23 protein-coding genes are annotated in these 22,764 nt (G+C 66.0%); 16 read left to right on the top strand and 7 right to left on the bottom strand.

Annotated elements, in window-relative coordinates:
- The gene (locus W7U_RS04835; RefSeq protein ID WP_008255441.1) at positions 1 to 405 is read left to right on the top strand and encodes an OB-fold domain-containing protein; all 405 of its coding nucleotides are present in this window, start codon (positions 1 to 3) and stop codon (positions 403 to 405) included.
- A gap of 18 nt (positions 406 to 423) precedes the next feature.
- Here W7U_RS04835 and W7U_RS04830 read toward each other — a convergent pair whose 3' ends face one another.
- Positions 424 to 1,947 (bottom strand): AMP-binding protein, encoded by a 1,524-nt coding sequence (locus tag W7U_RS04830; protein WP_008255440.1) that lies wholly within the window; start codon positions 1,945 to 1,947, stop codon positions 424 to 426.
- Positions 1,948 to 2,063: 116 nt separating this feature from the next.
- On the opposite strand from W7U_RS04830, the gene W7U_RS04825 reads away from it, so the two are divergent.
- Complete coding sequence (locus tag W7U_RS04825; protein ID WP_020822153.1) at positions 2,064 to 2,930, top strand: SDR family NAD(P)-dependent oxidoreductase; 867 nt, start codon at positions 2,064 to 2,066, stop codon at positions 2,928 to 2,930.
- Positions 2,931 to 2,939: 9 nt separating this feature from the next.
- On the opposite strand, the gene W7U_RS04820 is transcribed toward W7U_RS04825, so the two are convergent.
- A complete protein-coding gene (locus tag W7U_RS04820; RefSeq protein ID WP_008255438.1) occupies positions 2,940 to 3,773 on the bottom strand; it encodes an enoyl-CoA hydratase-related protein in 834 nt (277 codons plus the stop codon).
- Between the two features lie 92 nt (positions 3,774 to 3,865).
- Here W7U_RS04820 and W7U_RS04815 point away from each other — a divergent pair, with 92 nt between their 5' ends.
- From W7U_RS04815 to W7U_RS04760, 11 genes are all read left to right on the top strand, one after another.
- A complete protein-coding gene (locus tag W7U_RS04815; protein ID WP_008255437.1) occupies positions 3,866 to 5,116 on the top strand; it encodes a hypothetical protein in 1,251 nt (416 codons plus the stop codon).
- A gap of 4 nt (positions 5,117 to 5,120) precedes the next feature.
- Positions 5,121 to 5,927 carry an enoyl-CoA hydratase/isomerase family protein gene (locus tag W7U_RS04810; RefSeq protein WP_008255435.1) on the top strand — a complete coding sequence of 269 codons (807 nt, stop codon included), beginning with the start codon at positions 5,121 to 5,123 and terminating at the stop codon, positions 5,925 to 5,927.
- 13 nt (positions 5,928 to 5,940) lie between these two features.
- Positions 5,941 to 7,188: an acyl-CoA dehydrogenase family protein gene (locus W7U_RS04805; RefSeq protein WP_008255433.1), complete on the top strand. Its 1,248-nt coding sequence runs from the start codon at positions 5,941 to 5,943 to the stop codon at positions 7,186 to 7,188.
- Positions 7,185 to 8,000: an enoyl-CoA hydratase/isomerase family protein gene (locus tag W7U_RS04800; RefSeq protein ID WP_008255430.1), complete on the top strand. Its 816-nt coding sequence runs from the start codon at positions 7,185 to 7,187 to the stop codon at positions 7,998 to 8,000. The genes W7U_RS04805 and W7U_RS04800 overlap by 4 nt, the downstream gene beginning before the upstream one ends.
- A complete protein-coding gene (locus W7U_RS04795; protein ID WP_008255428.1) occupies positions 7,997 to 8,797 on the top strand; it encodes an enoyl-CoA hydratase/isomerase family protein in 801 nt (266 codons plus the stop codon). Before W7U_RS04800 ends, W7U_RS04795 begins: the two co-directional genes overlap by 4 nt.
- Positions 8,794 to 10,257, top strand: a complete 1,464-nt coding sequence (locus W7U_RS04790; RefSeq protein WP_008255426.1) for a class I adenylate-forming enzyme family protein — start codon at positions 8,794 to 8,796, stop codon at positions 10,255 to 10,257. Before W7U_RS04795 ends, W7U_RS04790 begins: the two co-directional genes overlap by 4 nt.
- Before the next feature lie 339 nt (positions 10,258 to 10,596).
- The gene (locus W7U_RS04780; RefSeq protein WP_008255422.1) at positions 10,597 to 11,283 is read left to right on the top strand and encodes a hypothetical protein; all 687 of its coding nucleotides are present in this window, start codon (positions 10,597 to 10,599) and stop codon (positions 11,281 to 11,283) included.
- A gap of 34 nt (positions 11,284 to 11,317) precedes the next feature.
- Positions 11,318 to 11,722, top strand: coding sequence for a hypothetical protein (locus W7U_RS04775; RefSeq protein ID WP_008255421.1), 405 nt, complete (start codon positions 11,318 to 11,320; stop codon positions 11,720 to 11,722).
- A gap of 1 nt (position 11,723) precedes the next feature.
- Positions 11,724 to 12,329, top strand: coding sequence for an SDR family oxidoreductase (locus tag W7U_RS04770; protein ID WP_008255420.1), 606 nt, complete (start codon positions 11,724 to 11,726; stop codon positions 12,327 to 12,329).
- Positions 12,326 to 13,084 carry an SDR family oxidoreductase gene (locus W7U_RS04765; protein WP_008255419.1) on the top strand — a complete coding sequence of 253 codons (759 nt, stop codon included), beginning with the start codon at positions 12,326 to 12,328 and terminating at the stop codon, positions 13,082 to 13,084. The genes W7U_RS04770 and W7U_RS04765 overlap by 4 nt, the downstream gene beginning before the upstream one ends.
- Before the next feature lie 65 nt (positions 13,085 to 13,149).
- Positions 13,150 to 14,334: an amidohydrolase family protein gene (locus W7U_RS04760; protein WP_008255418.1), complete on the top strand. Its 1,185-nt coding sequence runs from the start codon at positions 13,150 to 13,152 to the stop codon at positions 14,332 to 14,334.
- Positions 14,335 to 14,352: 18 nt separating this feature from the next.
- Here W7U_RS04760 and W7U_RS04755 read toward each other — a convergent pair whose 3' ends face one another.
- From W7U_RS04755 to W7U_RS04740, 4 genes are read right to left on the bottom strand one after another with little or no spacing between them, the layout of a single operon-like run.
- The gene (locus tag W7U_RS04755) at positions 14,353 to 15,915 is read right to left on the bottom strand and encodes an AMP-binding protein (RefSeq protein WP_008255416.1); all 1,563 of its coding nucleotides are present in this window, start codon (positions 15,913 to 15,915) and stop codon (positions 14,353 to 14,355) included.
- Positions 15,912 to 17,114 (bottom strand): acyl-CoA dehydrogenase family protein, encoded by a 1,203-nt coding sequence (locus tag W7U_RS04750; protein WP_008255413.1) that lies wholly within the window; start codon positions 17,112 to 17,114, stop codon positions 15,912 to 15,914. The genes W7U_RS04755 and W7U_RS04750 overlap by 4 nt, the downstream gene beginning before the upstream one ends.
- The gene (locus W7U_RS04745; protein ID WP_008255411.1) at positions 17,111 to 18,070 is read right to left on the bottom strand and encodes an acyl-CoA dehydrogenase family protein; all 960 of its coding nucleotides are present in this window, start codon (positions 18,068 to 18,070) and stop codon (positions 17,111 to 17,113) included. Before W7U_RS04745 ends, W7U_RS04750 begins: the two co-directional genes overlap by 4 nt.
- 7 nt (positions 18,071 to 18,077) lie before the next feature.
- Complete coding sequence (locus W7U_RS04740) at positions 18,078 to 19,274, bottom strand: amidohydrolase family protein (protein ID WP_008255409.1); 1,197 nt, start codon at positions 19,272 to 19,274, stop codon at positions 18,078 to 18,080.
- A 268-nt stretch (positions 19,275 to 19,542) separates the two neighbouring features.
- On the opposite strand from W7U_RS04740, the gene W7U_RS04735 reads away from it, so the two are divergent.
- Positions 19,543 to 20,643, top strand: coding sequence for an acyl-CoA dehydrogenase family protein (locus tag W7U_RS04735; protein WP_008255407.1), 1,101 nt, complete (start codon positions 19,543 to 19,545; stop codon positions 20,641 to 20,643).
- A 10-nt stretch (positions 20,644 to 20,653) separates the two neighbouring features.
- Positions 20,654 to 21,556: a TIGR03619 family F420-dependent LLM class oxidoreductase gene (locus W7U_RS04730; RefSeq protein ID WP_008255406.1), complete on the top strand. Its 903-nt coding sequence runs from the start codon at positions 20,654 to 20,656 to the stop codon at positions 21,554 to 21,556.
- Positions 21,557 to 21,559: 3 nt separating this feature from the next.
- On the opposite strand, the gene W7U_RS04725 is transcribed toward W7U_RS04730, so the two are convergent.
- Positions 21,560 to 22,006, bottom strand: coding sequence for a nuclear transport factor 2 family protein (locus tag W7U_RS04725; protein ID WP_008255405.1), 447 nt, complete (start codon positions 22,004 to 22,006; stop codon positions 21,560 to 21,562).
- Positions 22,007 to 22,080: 74 nt separating this feature from the next.
- Here W7U_RS04725 and W7U_RS04720 point away from each other — a divergent pair, with 74 nt between their 5' ends.
- A complete protein-coding gene (locus tag W7U_RS04720) occupies positions 22,081 to 22,692 on the top strand; it encodes an isochorismatase family protein (protein WP_009956502.1) in 612 nt (203 codons plus the stop codon).
- Positions 22,693 to 22,764 lie beyond the last annotated feature (72 nt).

Raw genomic sequence — 22,764 nt, 5'->3', positions numbered from 1 at the left:
ATGACGGCTCCTGATCGCCCCACCATCGACGCCGACGGTCAGGCGTGGTGGTCAGCCACGCAGGACCGCCGGCTGTTGGTGAATGCCTGCCGGTCCTGCGGTCGCAAATCGTTGTACGCCCGGCCGTTCTGCCCGCATTGTTGGGCTGAGGACGTCGAGTTGGCGCCGGCAACCGGTCGCGCGCGGCTCTACACGTGGAGCGTTATCCACCACAACGCCGCACCTTTCGACGTGCGCACGCCGTACGTGCTGGCGATGGTCGACCTCGAGGAGGGACCGCGGCTGATGACGGTCGTGGAGAATTGCCGCGTCGAAGATTTGCGCGCCGACATGCAATTGGTGATCGCCTTCCGCGACGACGAAGACGGATTCGTCGTCCCGGTCTTCCGTCCCGCTGCCGACTAGGTTCGGCGGCGGGATCTCTCATCCGGTAGTGGCGAGACGGTCGGCGAGCAGCCGCTGCCGCCCGACCGACCGCGCTTCGAGTTTGGCGCGGTCGACTTTGCCGTTGGCGTTGACGGGCAGCGGCTCGTCCCAGAAGACAAGTTCTTCGGGCAGTTTGTATTTCGGCAATCCCTCCGCGCCCAGGGTCCGGGTGATCTCGGCGAGCGAGATCTCGACGCCGGGTTCGAGCACGACCGCCATAGCCAATCGCTCACCGGTGGTGGGATCGGAAACGGAATAAGCGGCGCATTCGCGTATCCCACCGATCCTCGAGACCGCTTCCTCCACTTCGGCGGCCGGGATCTTCAGCCCGTTACGAATCACGATGTCCTTGATCCGGCCGACGATCCGAACCCGGCCGCCGACCACCTCCGCCACATCACCGGTGCGGAACCACTCCCCCTCGAACGCGTATTCGTCGTCCTCGGCGTCGGTGTAACCGAGAAACGTGTGCGGACCCTTGATGCAGCACTCGGTGGGTTCGGACTCGGATCCGACGCGCACGTCGACGTCGCCGAGCGCCACACCGTCGTCGGCATGGCGGATGTCTCGGGGTTCGGTCCGCAGACCGGACGTGCTGACCGGGGTCTCCGAGGATCCATAGGCGCGCATCACAACGATGCCGAACTCGTCTTCGATGCGTTCGACGATCCGCCGGTCCAGCATCGTGCCGCCCAGGTACACCGCGCGTAATGGGACGACGGCGCCGCGCGCCACGGCCTGGTCGAGCATCCGGTCCAGCAGCCGGTCCGGGCCCCCGTACCAGGTCGCACCCGAGCTGACCAGGAGGTCGCAGGTCGCCGCCGGGTCCCAGCGATCTTCCAGAATCACCGGAGCCGCCAGCATCGGACCGATGAACAGCGCCTGCAACACGCCGGTCACCGACGCGAGCGGGCTGATCAAGAAGATCCGGTCGTCGGAACCCAGGCCCGCCGCCGCAATGTAATTCGCCGAAGCCTTGGCCAGCGTGCTCAGCGAATGAATCACGCCCTTGGGCCGCGCGGTTGTGCCCGAGGTGTAAAGCACAAGGCACGGCTCATCGGCTGACCGCGCCGACCGCGGCGCCTGGGTGGTACCCGTTCGGCCATCGTCACCGAGTTCGATCCAATCGCAGCGACCGGACAGCTCCGGGTCGGTGATCGTCGCCCAGTTCGGCGCTACGCCGAATCGTGCACCGGTGCGGGTGAGGATGTCGGCGATCTGCGTCGCCCCGGCACTGCGCGGCACGAGCAGAACCACCGCGTCCACCCGCAGCGCCGCGTGGACCGACACCACCGAGTCCACGTCGTTACCGACTACCACGACGATCGCGCCACCCGGAACAAGGCCGGCGTCGACCATCGCTCGGGCGGCCGAGTCGATGCGCTTGTCCAGTTCCCCGTAGGTCAATTCGGCGCCGCGATCCGCGACGGCAAGCCGGGCAGGGTGCCGCGCCGCGGGGGGTCCCACCAGGTCGATCGGCTCCGCCGTCCAGAAACCGGCCGCTCGGTAGCGGGGCCGCAATTCTTCGGCTCTGCGGCGCGCATGTCGTAGCAACTCAGCCGGGCCAGTCATGAGCCTCCTCCGGCGCCTCGGATGCAAATGGTTGTTCTCGGTTAGGTAAATGTAACCTCTCACGCATGCATTCAATGACTTTCGACAACCAGGTAGCCATCGTCACGGGGGCAGGCGGCGGACTGGGCCGATGCCATGCACTCGAGCTCGCCCGCCGCGGCGCCCGGGTCGTGGTCAACGACCTGGGCAGTTCGGTGGACGGCGACGGGGCGTCGATATCGGCGGCCCAGGCCGTGGTCGACGAGATCACCGCGGCCGGGGGCACCGCGATCGCCAACGGCGACTCGGTGGCCACCGAGGAGGGCGGTGCGGCGATCGTGGCGGCCGCGCTGGAGGCCTTCGGGCAGGTCGATGTGCTGGTGAACAACGCGGGGATTCTGCGCGACGCGGCGTTCAAGAACATGACCGCCGAGCAGGTCGACGCCGTCATTGCCGTGCACCTTTCCGGCGCATTCAACGTCACGCGGGCGGTGTGGCCGATCATGCGGGCGCAGAATTACGGCCGAATCGTTCAGACGACTTCGGGCACCGGCCTTTTCGGAAATTTCGGTCAGGCCAACTACGGCGCCGCCAAGATGGGCCTGGTCGGCATGATGCACGTTCTCGCCATCGAAGGCGCCCGCAACGGCATTGCCGTCAACGCCATCGCCCCCATAGCGCGGACCCGAATGACGGAAAACATCATGGGCGACGCCGGCAAGGCCATGCATCCCGAGCTCGTCACCCCCGTCGTGGTCTATCTGTGTCATCGGTCCTGCGACCGCACCGCGCACATCTACTCGGTGGGCGCGGGCAAAGTGTCACGGGTGTTCATCGGAGTCACCAAGGGAATCGAGGACACGGCGCTGACCGCGGAGTCGGTGGCGTCGTCTATCGACGAGATCGACGACAGCGCCACGTTCACCATTCGGGGCGGACCCATCGCGGGCTGACGCGGAAGGTCAGCGGCCGAGGAACTTGGGCTTCCGGCGCTCGGCGAACGACGCCAGGCCTTCTTGCAGGTCCGCCGTGCGCGACACCACCTCCTGCGCCCAGGCCTCCTGCTCGAATGCGCGGTGCCGATCCGACTCCGACGACACCGACAGCAGCCGCTTGGTCAGCGTCAGCATCACCGTCGGGCCCGCGGCCAACCGTCCGGCGAGTTCCTCGGCGACCGCGTCGGTGTCGTCCGGCGCGGTCACGCGATTGGCCAGTCCCAGCCTTTCGCAGGCGGCCGCGTCGACCGGCTCACCGAGCATCAGTAATTCGGTCGCCTTGCGCAGGCCGACGATCCTCGTCAGGAGGTGGATGGCGCCGGAATCCGGCAGGATTCCGCGATGCACAAACGCCTCGACAAGCTTTGCCTCCGTTGACATCACGACGAGATCGCAAGCCAGAACCAGGCTCGCGCCCGCCCCGGCGGCCGTGCCCTTGACCGCCGCGATCACCGGCTTGTCGCAGTCGAGAATGGACGCGACCAGCCGCTGCCAGCCCTGCTGAAGCATCCGCGCGATGTCACCCGGACGTTTTTGCACCGGCTCGACGGCGGCCCCGGCGCCCGCCGGTTGCGGTGCGAGGCCGGCCCCGGCGCAGAAGTGCCGGGTGCCGCTGGCGCTCAACAGCACCGCGCGGACGGCGGGGTTGTCATTGGCCCGTACGAAGGCTTCGGTCAGTGCGTCACGCGCCAACGGAGACAACGAGTTTCCTGTTTCCGGGCGATCTATTGTCACCCGCGCGACGCCATCGGCGCCGATCGCACACACGATTCCGGACGCTTCTTCTGACATCTCGTTCACCCCTGCGTTAACGGCGTTTCCGTTTTTCGGGTATCTTAATTTCCACCTTGTCCGGGCGACGACACGGGCCGCCACAACGAGGAGGCAATCCGATGGGGCAGACGGGGCGGATCACCGACGAGGGATTGGCCAGGTTGCGGGCTACCATCGGCATTGCCGTCCCGCACACGCAGCCGCCGCACTACTACCGCCCCAACGAGGACACGTTTCGTCACGTCGCCGAAAGCTACGGTGACGCCAACCCGCTGTGGGCCGATCCCGACTACGCCGCGAAGTCTGTATGGGGAGAGTCTGTGGCCCCACCCGCCCTCGTCGGCGGCGACACGCTGATCGGGGAGGACGAAGTCACGACACTCTCGGACGAGGACCGCGCACTGACCAAGGGCGATCCACTGCGCGGGGTGCATGCCTTCTACGCCTCATCTGCTCGGGAATGGTGGGCGCCGCTGCGCGCCAACCACCGCGTCTTCAGGCGCAATGCCCTGGTGGCCGCGCTCGACAAGAGCAGTGAGTTTGCCGGCCGCGCCATCCACGAATGGTCCGCCCAGGTGTTCCGCGACGACGAGGGTACGATCTTGGGCGGCCAGTACCGCAACATGATTCGCACCGAGCGCAACAAGGCGCGCGGCCGAAAGAAATACGAAGCCGTCCAACTCAAGACGTGGACCGCTGACGAGATAGCCGAGCTCGACGAACGCTACGGGCGCGAACGCCCGCGCGGCGCCGAGCCGCGGTGGTGGGAAGACGTCGACGAAGGCGACGATTTGGGGTCGCTGACAAAGGGTCCGCTGACGGTCACCGACATGGTCTGCTGGCACGTCGGCATGGGTATGGGCATGTACGGTGTGCGTCCGTTGAGACTGGCGTGGCGGAACCGGCAGCGCATCCCCCGCTTCTACACGCCCAACGAGCACGGCGTCCCCGATGCCCAGCAACGCGTGCACTGGGAGCCCGACGCCGCGCGCAACGCGGGCAATCCCACCACGTTCGACTACGGGCGCATGCGCGAGACGTGGTTGATCCACTTGTGCACGGACTGGATGGGTGATGACGCCTGGCTGTGGAAGCTCGATTGCGAGTTTCGTCTGTTCAATTACGTCGGCGACGTCCACACCGTCACCGGTACCGTCGTCCGCAAGTACCTCGCCGACGGTGAACGCCCCGCCGTCGACCTCGAACTCGCGGCGACCAACCACCGCGGCCAGATCACCGCGCCGGGACACGCGACCGTCCTGCTGCCCAGCCGCGACCGAGGGCCCGTGCGCCTGCCCGACCCGCCGGGCGGCGCGACGAACCTCGGCGAATTGCTGACCGCCGTAACGGAACAGTTCGCCGAGCGCTGAGCACATGAGTTACCGCAGTGTTCCCGGCCTTCTGGCCGAACAGCAGGGCCCGACCCTGCGGCTGACCCTCGACCGCGCCGAACGCCGTAATGCCGTCGACGACGCGATGCTGGACGCGATGATCGGTCATCTGGTCGATGCCGGCACCGACGAATCGGTGCGGGTCATCAGGATCGACGCCACCGGACCGGATTTCTGCGCGGGCGCGGACCTGATCGCCAACAACGCAAAATCCGAACGGAAACCACGCGTGGGCAGCACGCAGCGCCGCCTACCGAACAAGGCAAATCGGCTGATTCCGTTGATGCTTCAGACGCAGGTGCCCATTGTCGCCGTGGTCCGAGGTTGGGCGATCGGCCTGGGGTTCCACATCGCGCTGGCATCGGACTTCTGCGTCGCCGCCGACGACGCCCGGTTCTGGGAGCCGTTCATGGCGCGCGGCTTCACCCCCGACAGCGGCGCAGCCTGGTTGCTGCCACGGCTCATCGGATTGGTACGCACCCGACAGCTGCTGATGCTCGGCCGGGAAATCGGAGGAACGTGCGCCGCCGAGTGGGGCATCATCCACGGCGCCTGCGCATCCGACGAATTGCCCTCGGTGGCCGAACAACTCGTCAAAGAACTGGGTGAAGCGCCCACGGTTTCGCTCGGACTCACCAAGTGGTTGCTGCACAGCGCCAACGGCCTCGACCTTGACCGCCATCTCCAAAACGAGGCATTGGCACTCGAATTGTCGAGTCGCAGTGAAGATTTCAAGGAAGGCTTGGCGGCCTTCCGCGACAAACGCGGCGCAGCATTCAAGGGCCGCTGAAGAGGTTGAGATCATGACGCAACTAGCGATCGACCCTGACACGCCGGTCGACGATGCGGTGGCGGCGGTGCGGCAGTGGACCGAGGCCGAGGTTCCGGCCGCCTGGCGCTCGGCCGCGGCCAAGGACCCTGCGACCCTGCGGGCGGTCCGCAGCCCCGCCGATTACCAACAGTGGTATCCGACCTTCGCCGAATCCGGCCTAGTCGTACCCACGTGGGCGCGTGAACACGGCGGCCTGGGTGTTGGCAACGAAGTCGCGCGCGCGATCGACGAGGTGCTCCGCCCGCTTCGCCTGACGCGTCTGAATCCCTTGGGGCTCAACAATGCGGCGGCAGCATTGTTCAGCCACGGTACCGAGGATCAGCGGCTGCGCTTCCTGCCGCCGATCGTGCGCAACGAGGAGAAGTGGTGCCAGCTCTTCAGCGAGCCTGGCGCTGGCTCCGACCTCGCGTCGTTGGCCACCCGCGCAGTGCGCGACGGTGATTCCTGGGTGATCTCCGGTCAGAAGGTGTGGACCACGTGGGCCGACGAGGCGGATTTCGCGATCCTGTTGGCGCGGACGGATCCCGAACAGCCCAAGCACAAGGGCATCACGTACTTCCTGCTCGACATGCACCAGCCGGGCGTCGAGGTGCGACCGCTTCGCCAGATCACCGGCGAGGCCGAATTCAACGAGGTCTTCCTCGACGGAGCGCGGGTGCCCGACGTCCACCGCGTCGGAGCCGTCAACGACGGCTGGCGCGTGAGTGCGTCGACGCTGTCCAGCGAGCGACAGATGGTGTCGGGTTCGAGCTCGGGTGGGATGGGCCGCCTCGGCGGGTCGAGCGCCGAACGGCTGATCATCCTCGCCAGGGAGACCGGACGCTGGGCAGATCCCGTGATCAGGAACAAGGTGATGCGCTTGTGGGCGCAAGAGCGGGTACGCGGCTGGACCAATGAGCGCGTGCGCGCCGCGCTTTCGGCCGGCCAGTCCCCCGGCGCGGCCTCGTCGATCGGCAAGGTGCACCAGGCCACCATCAATCAGCAGATCCAGGACCTCATGGTCGATCTGCTGGGCACGGATGCGATCGCCTGGCCCGCCCACGACGATCCGGACGCTCTGCCGCGGGATGTGCAGGGCATGATGCGCAGCCTCGCCAACGGCACCGAGGGCGGCACCACCGACATCAACAAGAACATCCTCGGCGAACGCGTGCTCGGCTTGCCGAAGGAGCCGGACCCCTGGAAGGGCAAGCCCTGGAAGGACATTCCCCGTTCGTGAGCGCCTATGAACGCTTGATCGTGTCCAAGGCCGACGGGATCGGATGGTTGATCCTCGACAGGCCCGAGGCGGGCAACGCCTTCGACGCGCTGATGCTCGACGAGCTCGAGGCCGCCTGGGCCGACCTCGATACCGATCCGGACGTCAAGGTGATCGTCAACGCCGCCAACGGCAGGGCGTTCTGCACCGGGATGGACGTGGTCCAGGTCGCGCGGGACAAGGCGGCCATGCGACGACACTCCCGCCGAACCAGGGATGCCGAGCTGAAGATCTCGTCCTGGCACTGCGACGTGTGGAAACCGGTGATCGCCGCGGTCAACGGGGTGTGCGCGGGAGGGGGCCTGCATCTGGTCGCAGACGCCGACATCGTCATCGCCGCCGAGCAGGCGTCCTTCACCGACCCCCACGTCTCCATCGGGCAGGCCGTCGCGTACGAGGCGATCACGCTGTTGCGCAAGTCGCCGATGGAGGCCGTCCTGCGAATGACGCTGAGCGGCAAGGGTGAACGCATCTCGGCGCAGCGTGCCTACCAGTTGGGCATTGTGTCCGAGGTGGTGCCGGCCGATCAGCTCCGCGCGGCGGCGGGACGTCTCGCAGCCGCGATCGCCACGAATTCGCCGACCGCGATACGCACCACGAAGAAGGCGCTCTGGCACAGTTTGGAAGTCGGCATGACGCAGGCGCGCAGCGACGCCGCCGAGGAGATCTGGCGGCTCCGCAATCACCCCGATCATGCCGAGGGTGTCCGCGCGTGGCGCGAGAAGCGTGCGCCGCAGTGGCAACCGCTGCCCGACGTAGCGGAGGTTCCATGACATACCACAGACTCATCGTCGAACGGCGCGGTCCCGTCGGATGGATCATCAACGACCGCCCTGACCGTCTCAATGCCTACGACGCCGTGATGCGCGAGGAATTCCCCAGGGCATGGGCGGAATTGAACGCCGATCCGGACGTCCGCGTCATCGTGCACACGGGAAACGGTCGGGCGTTTCAGGTGGGTGCCGATGTCGAGGACCTCGACGGCGAGGCCGTGCAGCAATTCCAGGAGACCATGCGCACACTGGATCTGAAGCTGAGCGCCTGGCACTGCAATGTCGAGAAGCCGGTCATCACTGCCGTCAATGGGGTCTGCGCGGGCGGCGGACTGCACTGGGTGGCCGACGCCGACATCGTCATCGCGTCGTCGGATGCGACCTTCGTCGACCCCCACGTCTCCATCGGTCAGGTCAGCGCGCTGGAGACCATCGCACTGATGCGAAAGATGCCCGCCGAAGCCGTGTTACGAATGGCGCTCGTCGGGAGTCACGAACGGCTCAGTGCCCAGCGCGCGTACGAACTCGGCATGATCAGCCAGGTGATCGACCCGCCCGCCAAGCTGCGTGCCGCCGCCCAGGAGCTCGCCGAGAAGATCGCCAAGAACTCACCGGCGGCGATGCGCGCCACCAAGCGGGCGCTGTGGGGCGCGCTCGAATACGGCCTCACCGATGCGTGCCGCGAAGGTGCGAAACACCTGACATCGATGTGGGGCCATCCGGACCAGAACGAGGGCCCCCTGGCCTTCGCGGACAAGCGAACTCCGAACTGGGCTCCCCTAGAGGCTGATTCGTGAACCTCGCAACGCTGCTGGACGGTCTGCCCGACATCGCGGTGCACACGGTCGGCGCCGAGGTATCCCGTGACGAGCTGTCGGCCAGTGCCCAGCAACTCGGCAAGCTGCTCGCCGAGTCCGGGCTGGTGACGGGACAGGTCGTCGCCGCGATGCTGCCCAACGACGCCACCACCATCGCCGCGCTGTTCGGCACGTGGCACGCCGGCGGCGTGTACACACCCCTGAACCCCAGGGCGGCCGATCCCGAGATCCTCGCCCAGCTGGAAACGCTGCGCCCCGTTGCCATCATCACGACCCCCGCACTCGCACAACGTTTCTCGACTCATCACCTGCCCGTAATCGCCGGCGAGGCGCTGTCGTGGACCAGGGTCGCGTCGTCAGGCCACCCGGCCGACGAGCCGTGCTACGACGACGACGTCGCGCTGCTGCAGTTCACGTCCGGCACCACGGGACCGCCGAAGCCGGTGCCGCTTCGTCACAGCACGGTGCTCGATCTGATCGACCGGCTGCTGGCCAAACTTCGCGGCACGAAACCTGGCTTGGAAAACGCGTCGGCCCCACCGAAGCGGCCCCCCATGCCGAACCTGGTGCCCTTGTCCTTGTCGCTGTGGGCCGGCATCTACCAGGTGCTGTTCGCGTTCCGGGCCGGTTCGGGCGTCGTGCTGATGGACCGGTTCTCCCCGACGGATTTCGCCGCGCTGGTCCGGCGCCACCAGCTGCGATCCACGGTGCTGCCGCCCGCGGCGCTGACCATGGTTCTGCACGACGACTCGGTGGCCGACCTCTCGCCACTGAAGATCGTGCGGTCGATCACCGCTCCCCTGTCGCCCGTGCAGGCGCGCCGGTTTCGGGACAAGTTCGGGGTGATAGTGCTGAACTCCTACGGCCAGACCGAACTCGGGGGTGAGGTGGTGGGCTGGTCGGCCGCCGACGCCCGGGAGTGGGGCGAGACCAAACTGGGTTCGGTCGGCAGGCCGCTGCCCGGCATCGACGTCACAATCGCCGACGACGAGGTGATGGTCCGCACGCCCACGACGGCCGCCCGGAAGATCGATCCAGCCTTCCTGGACCGGCTCACCGACGACGGCTGGTTCCACACCGGCGACCTCGGCTGGTTCGACGACGACGGCTTTCTGTGGCTCGACGGCCGAGTCTCGGACATGATCAATCGTGGTGGCCTCAAAGTGTTTCCCGGCACGGTAGAGGACGTCCTTCTGGCCGCCGACGGAGTGCGCGAAGCCGCCGTCGTCGGCGTTCCGGACGAGCGGCTCGGGGAGGTGCCGTGGGCGTTCGTCGTCAGAGGCGATGAGTCGGTCTCCGACGCCGGCCTCGTGTCGTGGTGTCGAGAGCGTCTGACGCCCTACCGGGTTCCGGTACGCATCGTGTTCGTCGAACAGCTGCCCCGCAACGATGTCGGCAAGGTGGTCAAACGCGATCTCGCTGCGCTCGCGGACATGTGACCCTATCTCTTGAACGCCTCCGCGGCGGAAACGATTGTTCTCATTAGTGAGAGTGATGTTAACGTTTGGTGGCAAGTCATCGCTTCGGTAGGAGGGTCTCATGTGGCAGGAACTGGTCCGACTGGCTGTGACCTGGGCAGTGATGTGCGGGCTTGTCGCATTCTTCTACTGGATGCTGGCCAACATCGGCACCTTCTGATAGACGCAGGAGACACAGTGGACGAGCAGGATCGACGACGCAAACGTGGATTGATCGCGTTCCAGGTCTTCATCTACGGAGTGCTGATCGCGATGTTCGCGATCCAACTCCAGATGTATCTCACGAGGGATTGGTGATCAATGACGAGTCCAACCCGATCGCTCGCCACCGACGAGCACGAGGCACAAACGCGTGAGATGCAACGGCGCGCGGATCGATGGTGCATCGCCGGCACCGCACTCATGGGCACCCTCGTCCTCGGAGTCGTCGGCCTGCCCCTATTTTGCCGAGGCATCTATCTGTTGAGAAAGGCGCAGCGCGACGGGTTGTCGGTTCGGCCAATGATGGTCACGCTCATCGGATACGTCATCATCCTCGACGGTGCGATCAACAGCATCGGCTGGGCGCTCGACCTGTTCGCCAACCACGCCCTGATCACCCGCACCGTCTTCACCGCGTGGGGCAACTGGATCGACGCCGGCTATTTCTGGCATTACAACGAACTCTGGATCGGCGGTGCAGGCGCCCCAGGGGAAAAGGCGTGGGTGATGGTCTGCGTCCTGATCGTGTTCCCGATGCGGATCGCGGCCGCGATCGCGTTGCTGCAGATGAAACGTTGGGGACACCAGTGGACCATCGTGACGTGCTGGTTCGGAGTGATCGTGTGGACCGGCTACATCTTCAATATGACGATGTACGCCGACGTCCGCTATACGGCAGTCGGGCTACCGGTCCTCGGGTGGTGGGCATTCAACATCTTCTACGTGACGCCGTTCCTCGCGATCCCGTACCTGCACACCGTCAACCGAGAGATCTTTTCCGACTAGCACCGAAGGAGGGACCGCCGTGTCTAATTCCACTGTGGAGACCGAGGATTCGGTCGAGCCGTTGCCGGTCGGAACCACCCCGACGTGGGCGCGAATGCACAAATGGCTCAAACGCGGGCTGTACGTCTGCCTGTTCGGGTTGGTCATCGAGGGCTCGTTGACCGTACCTGTGATGGCGGTCTGGTACGGCTGGCCAACCCTATCGCTGACCGAGATCTGCAGTGAGCTCATGAAGGTGCGCTTCTCCGACGAGAGTCTCCAATGCCAACAGCCCTATCCACTCGGCGGGCCCCCGTTCGGGGGAGCACCCGAAGCGGCCGGCCAGCACACCGCCCGCGACGACTGGGGCATCCAACCGAAGCCCCGGTACGTGCGTATCGGGTTCAGGGAGTTGGTGAAAATTCACGATGACCGCCTAGCGCGCCAGCCGAGTCGATGACGTGGCGTCGCCCACGGTCGTCTTGGGCGCGGCCGACGGCCTGGCGCGCGAGCTGGCAGACGGACTCGATGGCATCGTCGCGGCACCCGGGCGTGGACTGGCATCGGGCATCACCGGAGCGGTCGTAGTCGTCGGTACCGATGCGACCCCGCGGCCGTCCGACGCGGTCGGCCTCAGTGGCGAGGAGTGGGATCACATCGTCGACGGGATGATGTGGTCCGCGCTCGCTGCGCTCCAGCGGGCACGGTCCGCGTTAGCACCGCACGGGGGACGAATCGTCGTTGTCGTGCCGACAATCGGCATGGCGGGTGCGGCCCAACTGGTGGCGTACACCACCGCGGTGGAAGGCATCCGCGCGATGGCGAAATCCGCGGCGCGGCAATGGCAGCCCGAAGGCGTGTCCGTCAACCTGGTCGCGGCCCCTCTGCGACTGTTCGCGCCCGAGATGGACTCGTTTACCGCGCACCTCACCGCGGCTGTGGTCCACGACGATTCGACGCTTCTCCACACCGTCGTCGAGGCCGTGAAATTCCTCTTGCGGCCGGATATCGATCACCTCGTCGGCGAGACGATCGTCGCCGACGGAGGGGCGGTGATGCTGCCATGAGCCTGCACGGTCTCACCGCGCTGGTGACGGGTTCGGGCGCCGGCGTTGGTCGTGGCATCGCGATGGCTCTCGCCTCGGCGGGGGCGCACGTCGTCGTCGCCACCCGGTCCGAGACGGGGTTGGCCGTCGCCGAGGAAATCACCGCGCGGGGCCAGAATGCGACGTGGGCGCGATGCGATGTGACCGACGGTGACGCAGTGACGGGCGCGATAGAGCTGTCCCTGGCGACCACCGGGCGGCTCGATGCCGTGGTGCACAACGCCACGAGCAACGCCTCGAGCCAGCCGCACCAACTGGCTGATGTAGATCGTTCCGTTTGGGGCGACCACTACTCGGTGTCACTTCGTGGAGCGCACTTCTGCGCCGTTTCAGCATTTCCCGCCTTGAGGAAGAGGGGCGGCACCTTCCTCGTCATGACCTCACCCGCCGGCATCGAAGGCAGCGCGACCCTGCCGCTCTACGCAACCATGAAGGGCGCGTTGCGCGGTTTCGCCAAGAGCCTCGCGCGGGAATGGGCCCCTCACGGCATCACGGTGAATGTTGTTTCACCGCTGGCATATTCACCCGCGATGACCTTGGCGATAAGCGCCGATCCGGCGATGGAGGAAAGGCTGGCACGCCGAATCCCGCTGGGACGCATCGGAGACCCCGAAAGCGATATCGGCTCAGCCGTGGCATACCTTATCGGTCCCGCCGCTCGCTACGTCACCGGGCAAACCCTCGGAGTCGATGGCGGCCATTTCACGAATCTCTGAGCCCCTTCGCTACAGATACCAACGTTCGCTATGATTGAGAATCACTATTCTCACGCCTGCTGGAGGTGCTGGTGAGCGACGACAAAGCGTTCGAGGTCTGGGACGCCGACAACCACATGTACGAGACCATCGACGCCTACACGAGGTATCTGCCGGAGAAATACTCCGAGGCGCTGAAGTTCATCGACGTCAACGGGCGCAAGAAGTTGCAGATCTTGGGCACGGTCACGGAGTGCATCCCCAACCCGACATACGAGGTGATTCCCACCCCGGGCGCCTGGTCCGATTACTTCCGGGGCATAAACCCAGAGGGCAAGACGTTGCGGGAGCTCGCCGAACCGATCCGCTGCCCCGATGAGTTCAGGCGGCCCGACCTACGCCTGGCGCTGATGGACCGGCAGGGCGTCTACGGCGCCGTGATGTTCCCGACGACAGCGGGCATGCTCGAAGAAAGGACCAAATCCGACACCGAGCTCACCCACGCGGTCACGCATGCGTTCAACCGCTGGCTGCTTGATGACTGGACGTTCAACTACCAGGACCGGATCTTCCCCGTTCCTGCGATCTCGCTGAACGATCCCGCGCTGGGCGTGCAGGAACTCGAATGGTGCCTGAACAATGGCGCCCGGACGGTATTGATCCGGCCGGCACCCGTTCCGCGCGAGGACGGCACGTCGCGGTCACCGGCGCTGCCGGAGTTCGACGATTTCTGGCGACTGGTCGAGAATTCGGGTATCTCGGTGCAGATGCACAACTCGGACTCCGGCTATGAGCGCTACGTCGACGACTGGGAGGAAGCTACGGAGTTCAACGGATTCGCGCTGAGCAAGCTGCGGGGTTTCATCTACGAGGAGAGCCGAAACATCTTCGACACTCTTGCGGCGTTCATCGCGCACGGGGTGTTCGAGCGCTTCCCCGGGGTACGCATCGGCGTGGTCGAGAACGGCGGCTCGTGGGCACACCGCCTGTTGGACGTGTTCGACCGCGTATACCGCAAGAGGCCATACGACTTCAGCGAGCATCCCTGCGATGTCTTCCGCAGACACGTGTGGATCAATCCGTTCCACGAGGAGGACATGTCGCACCTCGTCGACATCCTGGGTGCGGATCGGGTGATGTTCGGCTCGGACTACCCGCACCCCGAGGGGCTGGCCGAGCCCGCGGATTTCGTCAAGGAGCTCGAGGGTCTTCCGGAGGACACCAGGGCACGAGTGATGGGCGGCAACCTCAAGGAGCTCATCGGCGTCTAGCGGGCCCGATGAAGTGCTTCAGCCGAACCGCGCCCGCAGCTCGGTCTTGAGGACCTTGCCGGTGCTATTCCGGGGCAGCGCATCCACGATTTCGAGTCGTTCGGGCGTTTTGTGCTTGCTCAGTCCCCGCGCTTGACAGTGTTCGAAGACCGACGAAAGCGTCACCGCCACACCCGGGCGCGCGACGACGACAGCGCAAACACGCTCGCCGGTCCGCTCATCCGGCACCCCGATGACGGCCACGTCGGCCACCGCCGGGTGGCTGGCCAGGACACCCTCGACCTCCAAGGCCGAGATGTTCTCCGCATTGCGGATGATCGCATCCTTGATCCGGCCGGTGACGACGACGTTGCCGTCGTCGTCGATGCGGCCCAGATCTCCTGTGCGAAACCATCCTTCGGCGTCGAACGCGTGGGCATCCAGAGTTGCGTCGACGTAGCCGAGGAAGCACTGCGGCCCCTTGAGCTGCAACTCCCCCTCCGTGCCACGCGACACCTGCTGTCCAGCTTCGTCGACGACCCGTACCGCAACGCCGGGCACCGGTTTGCCGACGGTGTGATCCAGCAGCTCCGCCGGACCGTTCGGCGCCTGAGAGGTGGCGACCGGAAATTCGGTCAAGCCCCACGCATTGGCCACGCCGTCGACCGAAAGCGTTTGTCGCACTTGGTGACCGAGCTCGGCGGTGATTGGCGCACCCCCTCCGACGCAGCCCCGCAGATCGGGGTAGAGCGGTTCGTCACCATGCTTCGCCTGCGCCGCCATGAAGGCGACGAAGAAGGGCGTCGCGCTGCCCAGCAGAGTCGGGCGGTGCGCCGCGATGGCGACGGGGGTCTCGACGGGGTCGAAGGCGTCGAACAGCACCAGCTTCATCCCGGTGAGCAGGGCCGCGGCGAGCATCGCGGCGCCTCCGATGTGCGAAACCGGAAACGCGATCGGGTTGACGTCGCGACTGGACGCCCCGACGATCCCGATGACCCCTGCCGAACCGGCGATGACCGACCGGTCGCAGTGCCGCGCTCCTTTCGGTGCCGCCGTCGTGCCCGACGAATAGTAGATCCACCGCGGTTCCTCGCCGCCGCGCGGCGGTGGAGGCAGCTCTTTTGGTTCCCCCACAGGCAGCCGAAGTCCGCCGGTGACGGGTGCGTCGTGGTCGACGACCACGACGGTCATGTGCCGCTCACCGGCACGTTCACGGGCGAGCTGATACGCGAGCGCGGTGTGGTCGAAGTCGCGCCACAATCCCGGGACGATGATGACTTCGGTCCCGAGTTGTGCTGTCACAAACCGCAGTTCGCTTTCGCGCCATATCGGCAGCACCGGGTTCTGCACCGCACCGAGGCGCGCCAGCGCCGTCATGACGACCATCGTCTCCAGCGTGGTCGGCAGTTGCCAGGACACCACCGTGCCCGCACCGATCCCCCGCTGCGCCAGCGCCGCCGCACAAGTCAGTGCGGAGTCCCGCAGCTGCGCGCACGACAGGCTGCGCCCATAGTCGTCCGCGAGGACGACCCAGTCGGGGTGCGCCCGCGCGGCGGTCTCCACCAGGGACCAGTAGGTCTGCGCCGCAGGACGTGAGGTCATCGGCTCGGCAGGTGCAGTCGGCGCTTGGCAAGAATGTTGCGCATCATCTCCGAGCTGCCACCGGATATCGTGTAGGCGCGCGACCACAGCCAGCATTCGCGCAACCGTTGTTTGGCCTGCCCCAGTTCATGGATTTCGCCGCCGACGACCGCCGTCGACGCCGCCAATTCCGCGCCGTAGGCCGCTACTCGGTGGTATGTCTCGGCGAAGCTCAACTTCGCGATCGAGCCGTCACCCGGTTGTTCGTCGCCCGATGTCAGCCGCTCCACGTGATCGTCGATGAACGCCTTGGCCACTTCGACCTCCATGGCCAACTCGGCGACCTTCTGGCGTATGTCGGCGGACTCCAGCGCGGGTGCGCCGTCGACCTGCGCGTGGCGGGCCACGACGACCAGATCATCGATCAGCAGTTCCAGCAGAACGACGTTTCCACCGATGCCGAATCGTTCAAAGTCCAGGCCCGCCATGATGATCGACCAGCCGTCGCCCGCCGCGCCGATCAGGCTCTCGGCACCGACGCGGACTCCGGTAAGGAAGACCTCATTGACCTCGATCGCATCACCGATCGTGCGGATCGGACGAACCTCGACGCCGTCTGCCGAGAGCGGCACGGCGAAGACCGACAGGCCGTGGTGGCGCGACGACGCCGGGTCGGTGCGCATCAGAGCGAGGCCCATGTCGGCCCAGTGGCCGTCGGTGATCCAGGTCTTCTGCCCGTCGAGGCGCCAGCTGCCGTCGCCTTGCCGCGTACCGCGGCTGCGCACTCCGGCGATGTCGCTGCCGGCCTCGGGCTCGCTGAGCAACTGGCACCAGACATGTTCGCTGCGCCGAATCGATGGCAGCAGCATTCGTTTCTGCTCGTCGGATCCGAAGTGCAGAAGGACATGGGCGGCCAGGTTCACCTGGTCCACCGGGCGCGGCGCGCGGGCGCGCAGGATCTCCTCGCTCACGATGCGGTCGTGCAGCGGGTGGTAGTCGTCGCGACCGCCGTATTCGACCGGCCAGTCCGCACCGGCAAACCCCGCCTCGAACAAGCCGGCGAACCACGTGCGCAACAGGGCTTCCTGCTCGGCGGTCTCGGGCGCTCGGTGGCCTTCGCGCGCCTCGATCGCCGGTGCGTGTTCGGCGATGTGTGCCCTGACGCGATGCCTGAACTCGGTCAGCTGCGCCTCGGTGGGCCGGTCGACGAAAGCGCTCACCAGCCGGACACCTCCGCCAGCAGCGCGCGACTCGACCGCGCCGTGCCGATCAGGTGAGAGTTGGTGAAGACGCGACGCAGTTCGTAGTGCAGCGGGTACTCCCAAGTGAATCCGATGCCGCCCGACAGTTGCATGCATTCGTCCACGGCGGCCGATGCTTTCGCCGCCACGAACGCGTGCGCGGCCGCCGCCAGGGCGGTCGCCCGTTCGTCGCCGGAGGCGATGGCGCGCGCCGCTTTCATGATGACGGCCCGGGCTTTGACCTCGAAGACCAGCAGCTCGACGAGCCGGTGCTGAATCGCTTGGAAGCTCGCGATCGGTGCCCCGAACGCCACGCGCTCCCGCAGGTATGCCGTCAGACGTTCAAGGGTCATCGAGGCGGCGCCCAAGGAGTCGGCGGAAACGAGCAGCCGAGCCACGGCCATCAGCTCTGTGGCCCTGCCGGGCGGCCCGATCAGGGTGCTGGGCGCGTCGGTGAGGTCGATACGCCAGACCGTTCTGGTGACGTCGAGCAAGTCGCCGTCCAGCACCGTCCGCGCGGGATCCGGGTCACGAATCAGGTGAATTCCGTTGCGTCCCAGAAGCACAATGATGTCGACTTCATTGCCGCGAATGATCCGTGCGGAGGCGTCCGCGGCGGCGAAGCCCGCTACCGTCGTGCCGGCGAGCAGACCGGGGAGCAACTGTTCCCTCACATCGGCGGGCGCCGAGGCAAGCGCGCCGGCCGACATTGTGGTACCGAACCATGCCGACCTGTCGTTCGCTCGTCCGAGTTCTTCGGCTATGACGCACGTTTCGACGGGACGCCAGCCTGCGCCACCCGCCTCCTCACCGACGAGCAGCGCGGTCCAGTCCATCGCGGCAAGGTCCTTGACGGATTCCTTTTCGCCGCGCTCGGCCAAAAACTCCCGCGCAGACCCGCGCAGCAGGTCGAGGTCGACGTCGTCGTCTGCCATCGGGCGGTTAGCTCCGGGAGAGCAACTGGTCGGCGTTGTCACGCATGATCCGCCGCTTGGTGGCGTCGTCGAGCGGGTCGAGCAGCTTGGCAAATTCGGCCGGCACGGCCAGGCCTTCGGCGTGCGGGTAATCCGAGCCCATCACCAAGCAGTCGTCGTATCCCAAGCCCGCGACGATTCCTGGGATGTCGTCCTCGGGGTACGGCACGACACGGACATGACGGCGGAAGATCGCCGAAGGCCGCTCCGTCAGCTTCCCACCAATCCAAGGCCCGTTGCGGCCCATCCCTCTGCTCTTGTCCATGTGTTTGACGAAGAACGGCACCCATTCCGCCCCGTGCTCGGCGACGAGGACGTTCAGGCCCGGGAAGCGACCGAAGAGGTTGTCGAAGATGAGAGCGGACAACGTCTCCTCGATCGGGCGCTGGCCGTAGACATTCATCCACTGCCACGCCGACATGTGCCAAGAAGCCGGGTCGGAGTTTTGTCCCCAGGCGGGCGAGATCGCATTGAAGTACCAGAACGGCATGATGTGGAACACCAGGATGCAGCCGGCCTCCTGCAAGCGTGCATAAATCGGGTCGAAGTACGGGTCGCCAGGCGATCGACCGTAAGCCGGCCCGGTCGGCAACAGCACGAACTTTGCGCCCTGCGCGATGATGGCCTCCGTCTCGGCGATCGCAGAATCCAAGTCGCGCAACGACATCAGCGCCGTGGCGAAAATTTTGTCTTCGTAGTTGAAACCCCACTCTTCGTCGAACCATCGGTTGAACGAGCGCAGGTTGGCGTACAGTGCCGCTGTGTCGTCGACGTAGTGTTCGGCGGCCAGGGCCATACCGCTGGGATAGATGACCATACGCTCGATGTTCTGCTCCGCCATGACGGCAAGGCGTGCACCGCGCTCGATGAATTCCGGTTGCATGGGTTGCGGCTCGTAGGACTCCTCGGGGTTGCCCGATCCCATCTGCTTGAGCATCTCCTTGAGCGAGCCCGGCCGATAAGCGACATCGAGGCCCAGTCCCCCTTCGCTGTTGAACGTGGCGACCCGATGTCCCGCAAGGATCACCTCGACGCCGTCCGCTCCGCGCACGGTGGTGATCGCCCGGTCCCGAAACTCCTCCGGCAGATAACGGGTGAACGCGTCCCGCGTCTCGTAGCAGTGGGTGTCGCAGTCAAAGATGCCGTAGTCGAGTTTCGTCGTCACCGCTTCGCTCCTTAAGCGCGAGAATGATTATTCTCTATTTTCACAAAACATACTATCCTGATCCGACAATGGCCATCTCGCGCGGGATGGCCAGGCGCCCGAGTGAGGGACGCCGGCGTCAGCCGCGATCGCGCAAAGGAAGACATGACTCCATCAAAACCGCTGTACGACAACATGATCGGGTGGGCACCGCTGAGCGTTCGGTCTGCCGCGTTGCGTATCACAGATCCCGCAGCAGCCCGGGTGAGGCCGAACCGGGAGGCCCGGCGTGCCGTCAAGTGAGGTCGACGAACTTCGCAGCGTCGTCCGCGACTACTTGAGCGCGACATCGCCCAGCGAGACCGTTCGCAAGCTGATGGCGACGGACATCGGGTACGACGAGGCGTCGTGGCGCCAGATGGCGGGCGAGTTGGGACTGCAGGGCATAGTCGTGCCGGAACGATGGGGCGGGGCCGGTGCCGGTGTGGTCGAACTTGCGGTGGTGTTCGAGGAAATGGGACGCGCGCTGGTGTGCTCCCCCTTCTTCGCCACCGTGGCGCTGGCGACCCAGGCCATTCTCGCCAGCGAGGACGACGCGGCGGTGGAGCGGTTCGTTCCTGGGTTCGTCGACGGTTCCACCACCGCGACGCTGATCCTCAACGGCCAACTCGGCGCGTGGGACCCGGATGCCGTGACGTTGCGGGCCGACCGCCGGGGCGCCGGTTATCGGATCCGTGGTGAGGCGCCGCTCGTTATCGACGGTCACACCGCGGACGTCGTCTTGGCGCCGGCCATCACCGACGCGGGCGTGTCGTTGTTCGCGGTACGTGCCGGGCCAGAGGGGCTTTGTCGCACGCCGTTGGCCGGACTCGACCGCACCCGCAAGGTGGCGCGGGTGCAGTTCGACGGCGCACCGGCGGAGCTGATCGGAACAGACGGTGGTGCCGCGAACTTCCTTGCCCGCACATCGGACCTCGCGCTCGTCGCGCTGACGGCCGAACAGGTCGGCGCGGCGCAACGGTGCCTCGATATGGCCGTCGACTACGCCAAGAATCGAATTCAGTTCGGTCGGCCGATCGGTAGTTTCCAAGCGGTGAAGCACCGGTGCGCGGACATGTTGGTTCAGGTGGAGGGCGCGCGATCGGCCCAATCGCATGCGGCCGCAGTGGCCGGCACCGATGATCTCCCGACCGCCGCGTCGGTCGCGAAGATGGTGTGTTCGGAAGCCTTCCTGCAGGTTGCGCTCGACAACATGCGCATCCACGGCGGAATCGGCTTCACCTGGGAACACGACGCCCATTTGTACGTCCGGCGCGCCAAGGCCAGTCAGCTGATCTTCGGCGACCCGGACTACCACGCGCAGCGCCTGGCCACGCTCGTCTCTGAATGAAAGGATCCTCGTGACCGTCTCCTTTTCCCTCGAACTGCCGACTCATCGTGTCGAAACGGTCGATGAGTTCGTAACCGCTGAAGCGATCGCCGAAATCGCGCGAGTGGCCGAGGAGAGCGGGTTCGCAGCCGTCCACGTCACCGATCACCCCGCACCCGATGCGAAGTGGCTCGACCACGGCGGCCACCACGCCCTTGATCCGTTCGTCGCGTTGGCTTTCGCGGCCGCCGCAACGACCGACGTCAAGCTGTTGACCAATGTCTACATCGCCGCTTACCGCAATCCGTTTCTCGGCGCCAAATCGATCCAGAGCCTCGCGGCGTTGTCCAACGGGCGCCTCATCCTCGGAACTGCCGCCGGATATCTCAAACCCGAATTCAAGGCGCTCGGAATCGATTTCGACAACCGCGGCGCTCTGCTCGACGAGGCGCTGGACGTGCTGGACAAGGTGCTCACCGGTGAGGACATCGCCTACCAGGGGACGTCATTCGCCGCCCGCGGTGTTCGGCTGCGCCCGCTGCCGACGACTCCCCCACCGGTATGGGTCGGCGGCAACAGCAAGCCGGCCGTGCGCCGGGCGGTATCGCGCGCTCAGGGGTGGGCGCCGTTCAACACGTTCGGCTACGCCGCCGCATCGCGCACCGCGGAGATCTCGACCATCGAGGATTTGGAGGTCGCGATCGGCTGGGCCAAGCAGTACGCGGCCCAAATCGGCCGCACCGCACCGCTGGACATCTGCTTCTCCGCGGGAAACCTCTTGGAGGACAGCAGATCGGCCGACGAACGTCACGCCATCATCGCGCGGCTCGCTGCCGCCGGGGTCACCTGGTTGACCATCGCCCCGTCCGGCTCCGACCGGAGCGAACTCATCGAACGTTCGCGCGCTTTCGCCAAGGAGTTCATCACGGCATGACCCTTAGGCCATCAGGCTGTCGGCCGCGAACGCGTCCACACTGATCCGGCGATGGGCGAACAGCCACCGACCATTCAGGGGCACAAGAACGTCGCGGTAGCGGCCCCAGTGGTCGAGTCCGATGTCGGTGTGGACCGCGAAGTAACTGCTGACCTCGACCCTGGTGTTTGCCACCGACCCGAACCGAATGCTGGAGACATGGTGGCGGACGTGGGTCGGAGCGCGCCGTGCCGGCTGGCCCGGTGTCGAAGGCCGGGTCACCGCGGCGCCGAGGCCGGCCTCGATTTGCGCGGGCCCCGTCAAGCGCTCGGCACCGCCGGTGAATTCCAGCACTCCCTCGTCGCAGAAACACGCCGCCAGCGCACGAAGATCGAATCGATCGGTGGCGGCGGTGTAGTCGGCCAACGTCTGCCGTACCGACTCCCGCACTTCAAGCTCCCAAGCCTCCATCGGTCCTCCTCGTGGAAATTGAGTTCCAGCACACGATAACGTCTATTCTCATGCCACAACCCAGCCTTCAAGCCATGCTCGATCCCGCAACCACCGCGCTGGTGACCCAGGAGTGCCAGGGCGGGGTGATCGGGCCGCAGGCCGGCCTGCCATTGCTCGCCGAAGAGGCCCGGCGCGAAGCCATTCCCAACATCGCCAGGCTGCTCGGCGCCGCCAGGGCGGCCGGTGTCGCGGTCGTGCACTGCCTGATCGAGAAGCGCCCGGACAACCGGGGATCGAACAGCAATGCCCGGCTGTTCATGGCCGGAAAATCGTTCGCCGCCGACCTGACTCCCGGCAGCCCCGGCGCATCGGTCCTGCCCGAACTCGGTCCGGTACCCAGCGACCTCGTGCTGACCCGCACCCACGGCGTCGGACCGATGACGGGTACCGATCTTGACTCGGTGCTGCGGAACATGAACATCAAGACCATTGTGGGAGTGGGCGTTTCGGTCAACATCGCCATCCAGAACTTCGCGATGGACGCGGTGAACCGCAGCTATCAGTTCGTGTTGCCGCGTGACGCGGTGAGCGGGTATCCACGGGAGTACGCCGAGTCCATCATCGATAACACGCTGTCCCTGCTCGCCACGGTGACCACCACCGATGCCGTGATTGACGCGTGGAAAGGGATCCCGGCGTCCTGACCCCGTCTGGATGTTGAAAAGCCAAAGTGATAACGTCGTTCTCACTTATCGTAAACGATCATATTCGCTGCT

Origin of the sequence: Mycobacterium sp. H4Y (genome assembly GCF_000364405.1) — a bacterium.
Classification (GTDB): domain Bacteria; phylum Actinomycetota; class Actinomycetes; order Mycobacteriales; family Mycobacteriaceae; genus Mycobacterium; species Mycobacterium intracellulare.
Note: the sequence above shows the minus strand (reverse complement) of the source record. Positions and strands in the feature narration are given on the sequence as shown.

Coding starts and splice junctions, on each gene's coding strand:
- W7U_RS04835 (WP_008255441.1), top strand. CDS start 1: ATGACGGCTCCTGATCGCCCCACCATCGACGCCGACGGTCAGGCGTGG.
- W7U_RS04825 (WP_020822153.1), top strand. CDS start 2,064: ATGCATTCAATGACTTTCGACAACCAGGTAGCCATCGTCACGGGGGCA.
- W7U_RS04815 (WP_008255437.1), top strand. CDS start 3,866: ATGGGGCAGACGGGGCGGATCACCGACGAGGGATTGGCCAGGTTGCGG.
- W7U_RS04810 (WP_008255435.1), top strand. CDS start 5,121: ATGAGTTACCGCAGTGTTCCCGGCCTTCTGGCCGAACAGCAGGGCCCG.
- W7U_RS04805 (WP_008255433.1), top strand. CDS start 5,941: ATGACGCAACTAGCGATCGACCCTGACACGCCGGTCGACGATGCGGTG.
- W7U_RS04795 (WP_008255428.1), top strand. CDS start 7,997: ATGACATACCACAGACTCATCGTCGAACGGCGCGGTCCCGTCGGATGG.
- W7U_RS04780 (WP_008255422.1), top strand. CDS start 10,597: ATGACGAGTCCAACCCGATCGCTCGCCACCGACGAGCACGAGGCACAA.
- W7U_RS04765 (WP_008255419.1), top strand. CDS start 12,326: ATGAGCCTGCACGGTCTCACCGCGCTGGTGACGGGTTCGGGCGCCGGC.
- W7U_RS04755 (WP_008255416.1), bottom strand. CDS start 15,915: ATGACCTCACGTCCTGCGGCGCAGACCTACTGGTCCCTGGTGGAGACC.
- W7U_RS04745 (WP_008255411.1), bottom strand. CDS start 18,070: ATGGCAGACGACGACGTCGACCTCGACCTGCTGCGCGGGTCTGCGCGG.
- W7U_RS04725 (WP_008255405.1), bottom strand. CDS start 22,006: ATGGAGGCTTGGGAGCTTGAAGTGCGGGAGTCGGTACGGCAGACGTTG.
- W7U_RS04720 (WP_009956502.1), top strand. CDS start 22,081: ATGCTCGATCCCGCAACCACCGCGCTGGTGACCCAGGAGTGCCAGGGC.